Genomic DNA, 15,852 nt, shown 5'->3' on the forward strand with positions numbered 1-15,852 from the left:
ACTACTTCCCTGCCTTCATTGTTAATCTTCCAATAATATTTGCTGTTAATGGGTAGAATAATCACGCAAAGAGCAGCAAATAATGGAGAGAAAGGTGAAGGGCATGGCAGAGGATGGCAATGCAAGTAGCAAAAGTGCTGGAAGCAATCCACAATGGACCGTCCCTTCAATTCCGATTGATTCAACAGAATTAAGAGTCAATTTAGAGCAGATTCGCCAAAAGACAGGGAATAGTGGAGATATAATTATTCGAGAATTTACGATTGGGGGCTCGGAGGAGGAGCTTCAAGCCGCAATTATTTATGTGGATGGCATTGTTAACAATACAACCATTAATCAATTTGTCATGGAAGTCTTGCTGAACGTCATGCTGAGTAATGAACAAAGGACATTAAATGATCTGGTCCAAGTAATCACTGATAAAATTGTTCCAATCGGTGGTCTGAAGACGCTTGTTCAATGGGATGAACTCTATGATGCTCTGTTGTGGGGGCAGACTATTTTATTAATTGATGGATCGAATGAAGCCCTAGCGATTGCTACATCGGGCGGTGAAGTCCGCGCTATAGATGAGCCCGGTACGGATACTTCTATTCGAGGATCTCGTGAAGGGTTTGTTGAAAGCTTAACGACAAATATTTCGATGGTTCGGCGTCGCATAAGAAATCCTAATTTATGGCTGGAATCGATGACATTAGGTCAAGTTACACATACCAGGATAGGGATCATGTACATAAATGGGATCGCGGATGATAGCATTGTTGAAGAGGCGAAGCGACGTCTCCGCAAGATCAAATTGGATAGCATTCTGGAATCAGGATATATTGAGAAAATGATAGAAGATCAGAGTTTTACTCCGTTTCCAACGGTCCTACCTACAGAACGCCCAGATACCGTCGCTGCTAATCTTTTAGAAGGGAAAATTGCAATTATGGTGGATGGAACGCCCTTTATGCTAATCATCCCAGCCGTTTTTAATCAATTCTTTCAAATTACAGAGGATTCTTATCATCGGTATGATATCAGTGTTGCATTGCGGCTGTTACGAATCGTAATGTTCATCATTTCGATGATTGGACCTTCTTTCTATATTGCAGCAACAACCTTTCATCAAGAAATGATACCAACGCAGTTAGTGATTTCGCTTGTTTCACAGCTAGAAGCAACGCCATTTACCGCGTTTGTTGAGGCGCTATTAATGGAGGTTATTTTTGAAATTCTGCGTGAAGCGGGTGTTCGTATGCCAAAAGCAATTGGATCAGCAGTATCCATCGTTGGAGCACTTGTCATTGGGCAGGCAGCTGTACAAGCAGGTTTAGTGTCAACGGCAATGGTTATTGTTGTTTCACTTACAGCTATCTCTAGTCTAGCGACGCCTGTTTTCTCAATTGCTGTATCCGCGAGATTGTTACGTTTTCTCCTCATGATCAGTGCAGCAACGTTCGGTTTCTTTGGAATGATTCTTACCTTGATTATGATCATTGCACATATGTGTAGTTTACGTTCATTTGGTGTACCTTACATGGCTCCTTATAGTCCAATGATGCATGTAAAGAATAGTCAGATTCATGCACCTTTACCGATTTGGATGAGACATTTGATTCCAAAATTGATGAAGAAGCCTACAACAGAGCAAGTGGGTGATCAAGATGGGACGTAGAATGGCACGGTTTTGTTTGTCGATGGTTATGATTGCTCTCCTTACGGGTTGCTGGGATAGTCGAGAGTTAACGGATATCGGTTTTGTGGTTGCGATGGCGATTGATAAAGGAGAAAAAAAGAACATTAGGGTTACGGTTCAGATCGTGAATCCTGTAAATGTCTCAAGTACACAAGGAGGAGGTAGCCCAATGCCTTTACCTCCAACCACATATTCAGCAGAAGGAAATAATGTATTTGATGCCACTCGCGTTCTCTCACAAAAACTTTCTAGGCAATTGCATTATGGTCATGCGATAGTTCTCTTGGTAGGTGAAGAATTAGCTACAACACAAGGGATAAAGAAGCTTTTTGACGGCATTGAGCGGGATAGTGAGTTTCGTCCTTCCGCTACAATGGTTATCGCGAGGGGAACGACGGGAGAAGAAATCATTAAACAACGAACGAGTCTCGATAATTCACCTGCCATTAAAATTAAGAAAATGGTAGCTGAAACCGAGAAAGCATTTGGTGAAAATATTGATGAGAAAATATACCAAGTCATTCAAGCCATCGTCTCATCTGGTAAAGAACCTACGATTACTGGCATTCAACTCGATTCTACAAATAAAGAAGACAAATTAATGGCTAATGGGATTGCTACTTTTAAAGATGGAAAATTAATGAGGTGGTTAGACGGAAATGAAAGCCGTGGATTCTTATGGGTGTTAGGCAGAGTTAATTCGACATTGTTAACCATGGATTGGAATGGTCAGCCACATACAATCGGGATCGAGAATATACGAACCAAATCATCATTTCATTCAAGCTTTGATAAATCCGGTAAACCAATTATTGAGGTGAAGATTGGCGCGGATGCAAATATTGGTGAGGTTGATGTCCCAATTGATGTAACTAACCCGAAATTGTTCTTGCAAATTGAGCGCCTGTACATGCAAGCCGTTCATGATGAAGCGGTAGCCACGATTAAATTAATGCAACAGCAAAAGTCGGACATTTTTGGATTTGGAGAAGTGGTGCATCGTGATCACCCTAAGCAATGGAGAACGTTAAAGCGGGATTGGAACGATGTGACCTTTCCCACCATTGAAGTAAAAGTGAAAGTGGAGGCTTATTTGCGTAATACTGGGTTGCGTAATAGAACCATAATGGAAAGTATCGATAATAGCTGATAAATGAATTGTTCATAGAGAGAAGGAGTGACATTGGAAAAAGCAAAGATCAGTCCCCGTCAATTGCTTATCCTTGTATTGATGTTTGAAATCGTGAGTGCGATTATCTCCGGATTTGGTGCGGAAGCCAAGCAAGATGCATGGATCACCGCAATCCTCGGAATGCTCGGGGGAATTTGTTTATTTCTAATCTATCATCGATTGTTTTTATTTTATCCGGATCTTCCGCTCACGGAATATGCGAAAAAAATATTAGGGCCCGTTGTGGGTCGTATCGTCGCCTTGTTATATGTCGTCTATTTCTTGTTTAATGGGAGTTTTGTAGTCCGTGAATTCGCCTCAATGGCTGTATCCTTTGTTTTTACACAGACTCCCTTTCTCGTTATTATTGCCTTGATGCTACTTTCGGTTATGTATGTCATTGGAAAAGGTATTGAGGTGTTGTCGAGGACAGCGGAGCTCTTTTTTTCTGTGTTACTTCTTGTTACTGTAACCGGTCTAATTTCGATTGTTACATCTGGGAATGTAAATCTTCAAAATTTAAGACCTGTACTTGAAGAGGGATGGTTAACCGTACTGAGGCAATCGATTCCAAGCACCGTTGTATTTCCTTTTGGAGAGATTATAGTGTTCTTGATGTTGTTTCCCTATGTGAATAAACCGCAACAAGTGAAGAAAACAGTGATTACAGGATTATTGATCAGCGGATCTTTTATCGCGTTTGTTACGATGCTAAATGTGTCTGTCCTCGGTGCGGATCTATTTACAAGAACACAATACCCATTGCTGACAACCTCGGAGTTGATTGAGGGAAGAGCTTTATTAGAACGATTGGATGTATTGTTTCTCGTCACGGCTATTGTCGGTGGTTTTTTCCGTATCGGCATTTATTTATATGCGACGCTAATCGGTGCGGCAACATTGTTCGGTATTCCCTCCTATCGCAAATTAATGATCCCCGTGACTATGGTTATGTTTATTTGTTCCATTGCGATGGCAGGAAACTATGTAGAATTTATCTATACAGGATTACGTGTCGTCCGGTTCTATGTCCAGATTCCGATGCTGTTTATCATTCCACTAATACTTCTAGTGATGGGCTGGTTTCAAGAGAAGAAGAAGCTGAAATCTGCGAAATAAGGAGCTTATATTCTAGAGTTGCATTTATTAGCCTTTACAATTATACTCGTCATAGCAACTATAATCATGTCAATTATCTGGGGGCCATACCATTGGAATTAGAAAAATACATAGGCGTAATTGTACACCGGGCAGATTTAAAGCTGAATAACTATTATCAAAAAGTGGTAAATCCCTTTGATATTACGGTGGACCAATGGGAGATCCTCGTTATTCTTTGGGAGAGTGAAGGGATTACTCAAAAGGATATTGCTGAAAGACTCTATAAAGATCAAACTAACATTGCGCGTATGCTCTTCAAGCTTGAAAAGAAAGGCTTTGTTCATCGTGTAACCCATGAGACGGATAGAAGATCTTTACGTGTATATCTAACCTCTAAAGGGCGTGAAATAAAAGATGAGATTCTTGCTCCCTCTCTTGAAGCGTATAGAAAGACCATTGAAGGGTTAACTGAGGAAGAGGTTGAAACCTTTAGAAGGCTACTTTCTGTCATTCATAATAATGTAAAGGATTTATAGTAGATTTTGTTTGTAAAAAGAGAAGCTCTTCACGCCAATTAGTTGCTATGACGATTATCGTCAAGACCATTTGTTTTGAATCGTTTGTTTTTTATTACTTAATACTTGCTATAGCAACTAGTGCTTCGACAATTATAAGGAGGATACAAAGATGAGAACAAGCAATAATAAAATCGGGATTTTTGATGCCCAGTACAGAGCGTTGACTATCGGTATTATTCTGGCAGTCACAACAGTAGCATTTGAAGGATTGGGGGTTACGACGATTGCACCAAAGGTGGCGCAAAGTTTGAATGCGATCCATTATTATGGTTGGATTTTTAGTGCATTTCTTTTATCCCAAATCATTGGCACAATGGTCATTGGACAGCAGATTGATAAGAATGGTGTATATAAATCATTTGTAGTTTCTATTCTAATCTTTGTTACGGGTATCGTCATTGCAGCAACTTCCTTCAATATTTACATGTTGATCGGCGGAAGAGCTTTTCAAGGTTTCGGAGCAGGTGCACTTTTAACTTGTGTATACTCCAGCATTACTTTAAGTTACCCTGACAGTCTAAGAACAAAAATACTTGCAGCTTTCTCTAGTGCTTATATTCTTCCAGCATTAATTGGTCCTTATATCGCAGGGCTTTTAGCCGAAAACCTTTCGTGGAGGTTTGTGTTCTGGCTTGTTCTACCGTTCATTGTTCTATCTGTATGCTTAACGCTCCCATTATTTCGTAAGTTACAAACTGAAAATAATAATACTTCAACGACGAAAAGAGGGACGTATAAAGAAATATATGCAATTTTATTAACATTAGGAACAGGGCTGCTATTAGCAGGATTAGGATTTTTACCTTCTTGGAAGGGGATTGTGATTTCAATTGCAGGGGGCTTAATTATGATTCAACCTTTACGGAAACTGCTGCCTGAGGGTGCTTTAGTAGTTAGAAAAGGTTTGCCGGCAACCATTGTTACTAGAGGGCTGTTTGTTGCATGCTACTATGCTGTTGAAAGCTATGTTGTGCTAGCTCTAACAAATGTTAAAGGGTTATCGGCAGATATTGCGGGCTTAATCGTTGCTGCCGGGGCTATAAGTTGGTCAATAGCAGCGTGGATGCAATCCAAGCTTGATGAACAAGACCAGGGGAGGGGCCGTAGACAACGGGTGACGATTGGCGTTGCTTTTATGATAGTCGGAGTTGCGCTGGTCATAACCGTGATAGGCATTTCAGGTAATGGAATTGTGCTCGCAGTGTTCTCACAAATACTTACCGGTTTTGGAATAGGGCTGGCACATCCAACCACGGGAGCCATTGCGCTCCAGCATGCCGAAGATGGCGATGCAGGTTCAATTTCAGCGAATATTCAATTTATTGATGCGTTTAGTCCTGCACTTAGCATCGGATTAGGGGGTGCCCTAATTACCATTAGTGAATCCTTTGGATGGGGCGTAATGACAGGAATCCTCTTGGCCTTATCGATCCAGCTTCTTTTCGTAATTTTAAGCTTTTTAGCTACTTTCCGAATTGCGAAGAAGGCAAGCTGAAGTAGATATAATATATGACTGTGAAAGCGAGGGGGAAGACAAGGCTGTACTGACTGGAGCCTATTTAAACATCTCATATCCCATCTTTATGGGATTGGTCCTGGCAATGGATCTACTTATAATTGTTAGTAATTCTTAGACAAATATGAGTGGGGACGGGATCGGTATGATTGTTGCAAAAAATACAGAGCTAGCGGGCACCCGCAGGCGGCGGTTGGGTATGATGGCGGCTATTTGTATGGGAGCTTTTATTTCCCATTTTACAGCCGGAATTATGAATGTATCGCTTCCTTTTTTTATAAATCATTTTCAGACGGAGCTTGCAAAGGGTTTGTGGATCACAACAGGGTACCTACTAGTGATTACTGCGCTTCTCCCTGTGATGGGAAAACTGGGTGATCGTTATGGGTTTCGCCGCATTCATAATCTCGGATATGTGATTTTTACAGTTGGTTCGATCTTGGTCGCTTTTTCACCTAATCTGCCAATATTGCTTACGCTTAGAGTTGTGCAGGGCATAGGCGCTGCGATGTTCCAAGCAACGAATATTGCGCTCATCACCATCCATATGCCGACAGAGAAAAGAGGACATGCACTCGGAATTCTGAGTACGGCAGTCGCACTGGGCGGGATGACAGGCCCTATTGCGGGAGGGTTAATTGCGGAGTGGCTTAGCTGGCAGTGGCTATTTTTGATCCATGTTCCTGTGGCGATTGTGGCTACAGTTATGGCTTACCGGTACATTCCGAGCCGTGTGGAAGATCGTAAGTCGGGAACTGTCAGCATCGTGGGGGCTAGCTTGTTCATGGTATGGATCACCTTGCTTCTTCTCGTGATAACAAATGGGAGCAAGTGGGGCTGGGTGTCTACGCAGACGATGGCGAGTTTGATGGGGTTTATCCTGCTGTTGGTCACGTTTCTATTATGGGAACGGAGGCAAAAGACACCTTTTCTACCTCTTCGGGCGCTGAGAATTCCTGCTGTAGCGGGTGGCTTGATCGTAAGCTGTGCCTCCTTTATTCTTTCTAATACCTTGCTTGTCCTTATTCCATTTTATTTGATGGGAGCAGCGGTTCAGTTTTCGTCCTCCACGACCGGTTACATTATGGCGGCTTATCCCATTGCATTGGCCTTTGCTGGTCCTCTTGCAGGCTACTGGTCCGATCGTTATGGTTCTCATCGGCTGATGCTTATGGGGCTGAGTGCTATGGGAGGCGGGTTCGTCCTGTTGCTAGTATTTTTAGAGAATATCCCGGTCTATGGAATCGCTGCGATTCTATGTCTTATTGGACTTGGGATGGGGCTCATTGCTTCTCCGAATAATAGCTATATTATGCAGCAGACGCCTAAGGAACACGTAGGTTCAATTGGAGGAATAATTGCCTTAACACGAAATGCGGGGATGGTGTTTGGCTCAGCACTTGGACTTGGGATGGTGAGTGGAGAGATAGGGCAGGAGAATCAGCTACAGGCGTTCAAAATGGTTTTTGGGATTAATATTTTCATTTGTATAGGCGTTATTATAATGATGGTTGTTATCAATAGACGGCCATTTAAATCTGCTTGATCTAAAAAAATGTGTGTGTAATCACAACTCAAGGTTTGGTGTTCTGTTACGTTGAGAGTAACGAAAGATTATCTAAATATGGAGGATAACGATATGTTTTGTTACCAGTGTGAACAGACACCGACTGGCGGTTGCACCGTTGTTGGAGTATGCGGCAAAAATGAAACCATTGCGAGTTTACAGGACACGATGATTTTTGCCTTAAAAGGAATTGCAGCTTATGCAACACATGCTCGGCAGCTAGGATATAGTGATCCCGAGGTGGATCGAATTACCCACGAAGCTTTGTATATGACCTTGACCAATTCCAACTTTAATACGCAGGAGCATTTGGAAATGGCGATGAAGGTTGGAGATGCGGCGGTTCGCGTCATGGATCTGCTGGATCGTGCGCATACGGACCGCTTCGGGATTCCACAACCAATCACAGTCAGCCAGAATAAAATTGAAGGTCAATGTATTGTGGTGACAGGGCATAACCTGTATGCACTCGAGGAATTGCTGCAGCAGACGGAAGGAAAGGGCATCAACATCTATACCCACTCGGAAATGCTACCTGCCCATGGCTATCCTGCGCTCAAGAAGTATAAACATCTGAAAGGCAACATCGGCAAAGCTTGGTACGATCAACGCAGACTTTTCGAGCAGTTTCCTGGTGCGATTCTTGCAACTACAAACTGTGTGATGCCGATTAAGGGTACGTATGCAGACCGCTTTTTCTCATATGAAGTAGCAGGGCTGGAAGGTGTAGCGAAAATCACGAATGACGATTTCTCCCCACTGATTAATCGTGCGTTGTCATTACCTGCGGCTGATGTAGAGTCAGATCTGGTACTTACGACAGGATATCATCATGAAACAGTAATCGGGCTGGCACCAGAGATCATTCAAGCTGTCAAAGATGGGCATATCCGCCGGTTTTTCGTCATTGCAGGCTGTGACGCGCCAGGTAAAGGTGGGAATTATTACCGCGAGTTGGCGACCTCCTTACCGAACGATACCGTCATTTTAACCACTTCTTGCGGAAAATTCCGCTTTAATGACGTAGATTATGGAACTGTTGGAGACACAGGCATTCCGCGTTATATTGACCTTGGGCAATGTAATAATTCTGGTTCTACGGTGAAGATTGCTTTAGCTCTGGCTGAGGCATTTGATTGTACGGTGAACGAGCTACCTGTCAGCATCGTGCTGTCTTGGTTTGAGCAGAAAGCAGTAGCCATTCTGTTTGGTTTGTTCAGTCTTGGCATTCAGGATATTCGTATCGGACCGAAACCGCCTGAGTTTATCTCGGATGGGGTGTTGGATGTGTTGGTAGAGCTCTTTGGATTGAAGCTGATTACAACTGCCGAGGAAGATATGAATGCGATGTTGGCGTTGTCGTAGGTTTAATAATCATGTTATGTGGAATAGTTCGACAGAGGGTGTCCCAAAAGTCATAAAATGACGGAGGGACACCCTCCTTTTTTAATGTGGGGGCGTAGCGGTCATTTCCAAAATTCAGGTGAAAAGTAGGTAGACTCAGGACAAGCGATCACTATAATGGAAATAAGATACATTCATAGAACCGATTTATAGCATATAAACAAGAATTCGGCTGAGTAAATAAGCGATTAGAGGAGGCCATCTCGTGGGAAGATCATTCGCAAATTTGCATATCAGGTCGAACAACCTTGAGAACACGTCGAAGCATTAAGAAAGCTAAGCGAAAGGCATGGCGAATATTAGGTAAGTCAAATAATGAGGCTACAGAGATCAAAGTTGTCATGTACGTAAGCAAAAGCAACGAGAACTGGATCAGCGTGCTCCACGATTATTTTGTATGGGGTACGGTGAAGGAGATCGGCAAAACGTTGTCCTCGCTTATCGAGGAGCCTGTGATGACCGCCGGATATATGAATGAGGAAATATTCGAGTTGTCGTTTTTCGAGAATGGAAACCTTCAAGCCGAAAGAATCTTTTGTGAACAGTGGACGAGGGATGAATATGAACAACTCAAAGAAGAGCGTCTTAATGATGACTACTTGTGGAAAGCGTTGGATTTCCGTATTGAGGATTTTGAGGACCTCATTAGTATTACGAGACCGGAACAAGCCGTAGATAAGCTGTCAGAAATCGTAAGAATGTCTTTATGGAGTGATTCGGAGTGGATCCCGCATGAAGAAACTCTCAGAGAACGTTTTGGGACATATGAATTTTGAAAAAAGTATGAAGGAATACCGGAATCATGTTAGCGTTAAAGTTTATCTGTTATCTGGGTATTGTTCGTATGCCATTGATTCTCTGTAAACAGGAGGAGTATTTATGTACATCGTATCCCGGCCAACACCGCCGTCTTTTATGAACAGGATGCTGGGCAGGCGTTTGAAGTTATGAAGCAGTGGCTCTTGTCGAAAGAGTGCAAAGCGATTTCAGAAAATAACAGATGAACTGCTGCCATTAGAGGAATTAGAAAATACATGGAAGTTCCTAATTTATTGATCAGACGATAGTTCTTTAACCGCGAATATTAGTTCAATTAGCAGTTAATTCACGTCGAATTGATCTTGATATGTTTTAGTGGAAAGGATGATAGAAATGCCAAATGATAACCAAGCTCGTCCTTCAGCTGGTTCTGTTAGAGAAGTTGGTAGTTATCCTATCGATCTGACAGGTCCATGCAGTCACACTCTTGTCATTAAGCCTGGTGTGGGTAGTCTATCTATTGGTCCGTCGCAATTGGGGAAGAAGGCAGACCTTCATGTCGCGTCTGATGCGCAAATCGATTGGACCGTATTTGATGCCTTTGCCACGCCGGCTGGCTCTCCCTGGCCACGATTTCTACATTATACAGGCAGTGACCCAGGCTTCTTTGACTGGGCAAAGAAACGGCCCATTGAAGAGATGACGTGGACACCGATCCTGTCTGCAGACACGGTGGTGGACACCAGTCAGTCCAATTTGCATGGCTTGCATATCGAGTTGGCCCCATCCGGGAGTTCCCTTAGCCTAAAGCTTCCAAAGCGGTCTTTCCGTCTGAGTGTGTCCGGCGATCTAACACGCTTCTCGGCCACAGGCGATATGCCATCTTCCCTGACACTGGCGCCGCGTACCGGCCGACGCAAGAATGATATTCCTTTCTTGCTGCCCGACCTGGGTGAGTTGCACCAGGTAACGAGCTTGACGCTACAGAACACACCGCTGGGACAGCCTATCTCGCTGGAGTGTCTAAATCGGTATCCAAACCTTAACTCATTGAGTTTGTGGGGGAACTTCTGCGACCTGGACATATTGGCTCAACATGCCAAATTAACGAATCTGGAGCTACGTTTCATGCCGGATCTGGGGGAGCTTCCTACCTTGAACTCCTGGCCGTTGCTTGACAGATTCATCGCCTACAATGTGGAAGAGATCGCTGGCAAGCATCTGAAACAGCAAATGAAAAAACGAGCTGAAGCACGCCCTTGGACCGACCATGCTTCAGTGAGCCAATTACGAAAGCCTGAGTGGTGGACGACAGAGTTCGGCCGCCCGTTCTCGTCCTGGCCTAAACGTCTGGCCAAGCTGGCTAATGAAGCTTATAACGTTGCACAGGCAACTTTGTCCGAGGCCCGAACCTTTGCCGAAGCCGAGGCAGCCATTTCTGCCTTCACCGCGCGCTTTAACAACCTCAAAGGCATCGAAACCACCGAACGAGAAGACCTTGCTGAAGCGGTATGGCAACTCAGCCAGTCTGATCATCTGATTGGTCAGCCAATAACAGAGGAGATGGCTCAACGCTGGTTCGATGCATCGCGCGATTACTGAATGAATTGAAAGTCATTACAAGCCTTGAACAGCTACAATCTTTTAAGAAAAGATTGAAAAAATATGTAATTAGGAGCAATGGAAGGTAAGTAAAAGAATGTACCTCTATTGCTCCTTCTCTCATTTAACCCTCCCAATTTAAAGAGTGCACTACATTATACTGGCGGGGTTTTGTTATATGATCAACCCCATTTCACGGAGTCTATCTTTAATTTTCTTTATCCGAGCTTCTTTTTCGGAAGCTTCACTTAATACCACCACAGATGTTTCGTTATACTTCTTTATAATCCTCTTTAAAGTTAATTCTTTAATATCCTTTTTACTCTGCATTGTAACACGAGGGACAATTGTATGGTTTTCTATGGTTTTGGGATCTGCAGAAATTCGTTCTAGTAAATTAAGTAGAAGCATCAGTCTTTTGTGTCCCAACCTCGGAACTTGGTATAGTTTTTTCCATGTGGAATTTAGTAGGTGATCAAGGTTTATATATCCCTTGGAGTATAGAGCATTTATGAGGCCCGTTAAATTTGGTCCCTGCTCTTCTGCATAAGCAACAGTTACAATACAAGCAATATCCTTACTATAAAGATGCGCTGGAAGTGGGAAAAATTGTATTAACGCCGCATTTCCATCGATGATGTCATTCATGATGATTTACCTCCAATAAAAATTTTTGGTCATTATTCACGTATAGAATTCTGGTGAAGGTTGTGCAAAATATTATTACACTCTGCATTATTAAAACCCAAGCTACTGATCATTTTCTGAACATCAGCAAAGCCCATTGCATGAGCATGTAGAATATTCAGAAGATTTTACTATTTAATAAGTAACAATCGACTCGAATATTCGCTGCTGCGCTTCGTAATCAACACTAAGTAATGGTATGATGTAGGCATCAATTTTATGGGGTGCACTATGATGGATATTCGAATCAAAGAACTGCTTGATGCTACACAGCAAAAATATGGATTGGACAACTACTACTTACAATCTCATGAAATTTATCGCGACGTTACGATACTGGGAGAGACCAACTATTTTCTTAGTATGGAATGGTTTCCTGCACATATGAAGGAATGGAAGGGCGATTACAATCCGGAAGGAACTGCCGTCATCACGATTGACCTACAATCCCGCAACTATAAAAGTGTGATTTTTGTTGGCGGGATATCTTATGCGAATGGGACACCATTCCAAAATATAGATTTTAACGGAGTCATCCGGTGGATTGAAGATGAGGCAAGGATTGTATACGGTAAACAATTCCACTTAGAGAAGGAACAGATTGGAGAATATCATTTTATTGAAAAAATAGGTAGCATACCAGTCACTCCTGGTGGACGGATCGAGCTTCGCTTCGATGCGGAAGGCAGGCTTGTTTTTTACAGTGTATATGGCCAGTTTCCTTCCAGCTCCCTTGTGCACAAAGAGAACTATACTCTCACACTTCAAACGATAGAGCCACAGGCGAGGAAACAACTACAGCTTATAGAATATCCGGTGTACGAGACGAAGCAACTCCTGCCGATCTATGGGATAGAAGAAATCTACATTTCAAATGACGGAACAACCACCATCCCATTTGAGTTTATATCAGGTACGAGAGCACGACTGAGTATTGATCAAGTAATACATTGGGAGCAACAGAATACGGAGCTGGAGCCGTTCGAAAGGACGGAGATACGCCTACTTGAGGTAGTTTCCATTGAGCAGGCAATAGCTAGTGAGCCGCATCCGGACTCATTTCCTATCACAGACGCAGAACAAGCCGAATGTATAGCCGCAGTCGAAGCTGGTTTAAGCCAGCTCTTTCCGGATGAATCCGGAGAATGGATGTTGAAGACTTTTCAACGGGAAAGAGGACATATTCAGGCAACACTGAGGATGAAGGCGCCAAGTAATCGTATATTCCAGCGTAAGATCCTCCTGTTCATCGATGTGCAGAATTATAAGGTTATAAATTATATGGATAACAAGCCAATGCTCGATATATTTGATGAGTTCAAGAGCGAAGAGGGGATTTCTGTAAGCCATGACGAAGCTTATGACAAGCTCAAGGGATGGTTCGAATTAACACCCGTCTATGTGTATGATCCTGGGCAGAAGAAGTATGTGCTGTGCGGGAAGTTAGATTGTAATTATGCTGTGAAGGCCACTAGTGGAGATGTGGTGGAGTTGAGTAGTTTGGAATGATAGTGCAAGCTTTCTTATACTGAGTAGGACGAATAAAGGTAATGAAGTATAGTAAGGTGATGCAAATATAATAAAATCAGTAGAACTTACTAATTTTGTGAGTTACTTTGGGAGTTGAAAATATGACGACAGCTACAGGAACCAAGGAAAATCCTTGGAAGTTAAAGACACCACCGCAAACATCCGAGTATGAAATGTACAAGGTCGAAAAAGACGGTAAAGAAATTATAGTTTGCACTGTAGGGAAAACGGTTTTGCATTATGACTACCGCTGTATTGAAGATCTACACGCCATGCTTATACAAAATGGTGATTGGATGGAGTTAGGAAGTGCTGATGAGCAAAAACCAGCAAAAGAAGGTACCGTTGAAGCATGGGGGCGTTCACCTGAAAACCCTGTCGGCGGTTGGTATGGATTAAAGAAGGGACTTCGGGGGCGATTCGGAATGTATATCCCACCGTTGCTCGAAGAATTGGGTCTTGCGGAAGTAGAGCATAATCCAAGAAACAATCGGATGAAAGCGATCTTGTAAACGAAGGAGAGCCTAAAGGCTCTTCTTTTTTTGAGCCATGCCCCTAACCGGTGGTCTTTCGTACACATTGCAGTGATTAATTTAGTTACAAAACGTTTTTTTTAGTTACATAAACTTTCAAGAGCAGGCCCTTTGCCGTTAAGCTGATTGTAAAAATATTCACAAGGGGGCAAAGCTATAACATGAATAAAAAAGTAACCACTGCTCTTATTCTCGTTCTCTCAGTCATGCTTGTTATCACAGGATGTGGCAACAGCAACAGCAGCAATGGAAACGGGAACAAGAACACCAGCAAGAACACCAGCAAGATCAACGAGACAAAGGAAACTGAAGCCGTTTCGGGAGCATCCAAAGCTAGCTATACACCGTACGATCAACTAAAAGATAAATATGACATCATCATTATTGGTGCAGGCGGTGCCGGAATGTCTGCTGCACTTGAGGCGAGAGCAAAAGGTATGAACCCGGTTATTTTTGAAAAAATGCCGGTTGCCGGCGGAAATACAACAAAATCATCTTCGGGAATGAATGCTTCTGAAACGAAATTCCAAAAAGAGCAAGGCATTGAAGACAGCAATGATCTGTTTTATGAAGAGTCCTTAAAAGGTGGCCATGATACGAACGATAAAGAGATGCTTCGTTTCTTCGTAGACAATTCCGCAAGTGCGATTGATTGGCTGGATTCTATCGGGATTAGATTGAATAATATCACGATTACAGGCGGGATGAACGAAAAACGCACACACCGTCCTGAAGATGGCTCTGCAGTAGGACAATACCTTGTCAAAGGCTTGGTGAAAAACGTACAAGAACAAGGCATTCCCCTTTTTGTGAACGCCAATGTCAAGGAAATTACCGAAAAAGACGGTAAGGTCAATGGCGTCAAAGTTATCTTTGACCAAACGGAAGAGAAAACGATTACAGCGTCTGCTGTCGTGGTGACAACCGGCGGTTTCGGCGCCAATTTAGACATGATTTCAGGAGTCAGATCTGATTTGGAGGGGTACGTTACCACCAACCAGCCGGGCAGCACCGGTGACGGTATCAAGATGATTGAGAAGCTCGGCGGTACCACAGTCGATATGTATCAAATCCAAGTTCACCCGACTGTGCAGCAGGAAAAATCCTATCTCATTGGGGAGGCTGTTCGTGGGGAAGGAGCGATCCTGGTTTCAAGTGTAGGCAAACGTTTCACAAACGAACTGGATACCCGAGATAATGTCACCGCTGCAATCAATAAGCTTCCTGAGAAATCTGCGTTTCTTGTATTTGATTCCGGCGTAAAATCTCGCGCTAAAGCGATTGAACAATATGAAAAAATGGGCTTCGTTATCCAAGGAGATTCGATCGAGGCTTTGGCAAAAGAAATGGACGTACCAGCAGATCAGTTGAAAACTGCACTGGACACATGGAACAGCGCGGTGACGAATAAACAGGATGCCGACTTCGGTAGAACGACCGGAATGGACAATGACTTGTCCGGCGCGCCATATTATGCAATTAAAATCGGCCCTGGAATTCACTACACGATGGGGGGCGTGAAAATCAACACCAACACAGAAGTTTTAAATAAAGATGGACAACCGATTCCAGGCCTTTTTGCAGCAGGCGAAGTTACCGGAGGCTTGCATGGTCAAAATCGGATCGGTGGTAACTCTGTTGCGGAAATTATTATTTTCGGCCGCCAAACGGGTATGAAATCCGCTGATTTCGTAAAAGCTCAATAAGTTATCCCCCCTGTCTC

General features: G+C 43.1%; 13 protein-coding genes. 12 read left to right on the top strand and 1 reads right to left on the bottom strand.

The window, feature by feature from the left end; all coding sequences use genetic code 11:
* The first annotated feature begins 82 nt into the window (after positions 1 to 82).
* The 9 genes from MKX60_RS14810 to MKX60_RS14850 all read left to right on the top strand — a co-directional run bounded on the left by MKX60_RS14810 (position 83) and on the right by MKX60_RS14850 (position 11,379).
* A complete protein-coding gene (locus MKX60_RS14810; RefSeq protein WP_076286527.1) occupies positions 83 to 1,660 on the top strand; it encodes a spore germination protein in 1,578 nt (525 codons plus the stop codon).
* Positions 1,650 to 2,831 (top strand): Ger(x)C family spore germination protein, encoded by a 1,182-nt coding sequence (locus MKX60_RS14815; protein ID WP_076286526.1) that lies wholly within the window; start codon positions 1,650 to 1,652, stop codon positions 2,829 to 2,831. Before MKX60_RS14810 ends, MKX60_RS14815 begins: the two co-directional genes overlap by 11 nt.
* Positions 2,832 to 2,864: 33 nt before the next feature.
* Positions 2,865 to 3,971 carry a GerAB/ArcD/ProY family transporter gene (locus MKX60_RS14820; protein WP_076299321.1) on the top strand — a complete coding sequence of 369 codons (1,107 nt, stop codon included), beginning with the start codon at positions 2,865 to 2,867 and terminating at the stop codon, positions 3,969 to 3,971.
* A 92-nt stretch (positions 3,972 to 4,063) separates the two neighbouring features.
* Positions 4,064 to 4,489: a MarR family winged helix-turn-helix transcriptional regulator gene (locus tag MKX60_RS14825; protein ID WP_042189684.1), complete on the top strand. Its 426-nt coding sequence runs from the start codon at positions 4,064 to 4,066 to the stop codon at positions 4,487 to 4,489.
* Between the two features lie 151 nt (positions 4,490 to 4,640).
* Positions 4,641 to 6,026 (top strand): MFS transporter, encoded by a 1,386-nt coding sequence (locus tag MKX60_RS14830; RefSeq protein ID WP_341060186.1) that lies wholly within the window; start codon positions 4,641 to 4,643, stop codon positions 6,024 to 6,026.
* Positions 6,027 to 6,192: 166 nt separating this feature from the next.
* Complete coding sequence (locus MKX60_RS14835; RefSeq protein ID WP_341060187.1) at positions 6,193 to 7,593, top strand: MFS transporter; 1,401 nt, start codon at positions 6,193 to 6,195, stop codon at positions 7,591 to 7,593.
* Between the two features lie 93 nt (positions 7,594 to 7,686).
* The gene (gene hcp, locus MKX60_RS14840; RefSeq protein ID WP_341060188.1) at positions 7,687 to 8,979 is read left to right on the top strand and encodes a hydroxylamine reductase; all 1,293 of its coding nucleotides are present in this window, start codon (positions 7,687 to 7,689) and stop codon (positions 8,977 to 8,979) included.
* 287 nt (positions 8,980 to 9,266) lie between these two features.
* A complete protein-coding gene (locus MKX60_RS14845) occupies positions 9,267 to 9,794 on the top strand; it encodes a hypothetical protein (RefSeq protein ID WP_341060189.1) in 528 nt (175 codons plus the stop codon).
* Positions 9,795 to 10,170: 376 nt separating this feature from the next.
* Positions 10,171 to 11,379, top strand: a complete 1,209-nt coding sequence (locus tag MKX60_RS14850; protein ID WP_340971181.1) for a hypothetical protein — start codon at positions 10,171 to 10,173, stop codon at positions 11,377 to 11,379.
* Between the two features lie 174 nt (positions 11,380 to 11,553).
* On the opposite strand, the gene MKX60_RS14855 is transcribed toward MKX60_RS14850, so the two are convergent.
* Positions 11,554 to 12,027, bottom strand: a complete 474-nt coding sequence (locus tag MKX60_RS14855; protein WP_341060190.1) for a hypothetical protein — start codon at positions 12,025 to 12,027, stop codon at positions 11,554 to 11,556.
* Positions 12,028 to 12,297: 270 nt separating this feature from the next.
* Between MKX60_RS14855 and MKX60_RS14860 the strand changes: the two genes are divergently transcribed.
* The 3 genes from MKX60_RS14860 to MKX60_RS14870 all read left to right on the top strand — a co-directional run bounded on the left by MKX60_RS14860 (position 12,298) and on the right by MKX60_RS14870 (position 15,835).
* On the top strand, positions 12,298 to 13,575 hold the full coding sequence (locus MKX60_RS14860) for a hypothetical protein (RefSeq protein WP_341060191.1): 1,278 nt from the start codon (positions 12,298 to 12,300) through the stop codon (positions 13,573 to 13,575).
* A gap of 122 nt (positions 13,576 to 13,697) precedes the next feature.
* A complete protein-coding gene (locus MKX60_RS14865; RefSeq protein ID WP_042189670.1) occupies positions 13,698 to 14,108 on the top strand; it encodes a DUF6855 family protein in 411 nt (136 codons plus the stop codon).
* A gap of 182 nt (positions 14,109 to 14,290) precedes the next feature.
* On the top strand, positions 14,291 to 15,835 hold the full coding sequence (locus MKX60_RS14870) for a flavocytochrome c (protein ID WP_341060192.1): 1,545 nt from the start codon (positions 14,291 to 14,293) through the stop codon (positions 15,833 to 15,835).
* The last annotated feature ends 17 nt before the right edge of the window (positions 15,836 to 15,852 follow it).

The sequence above is a fragment of the Paenibacillus sp. FSL R5-0914 genome, from assembly GCF_038004525.1.
Classification (GTDB): Bacteria; Bacillota; Bacilli; order Paenibacillales; family Paenibacillaceae; genus Paenibacillus_AQ.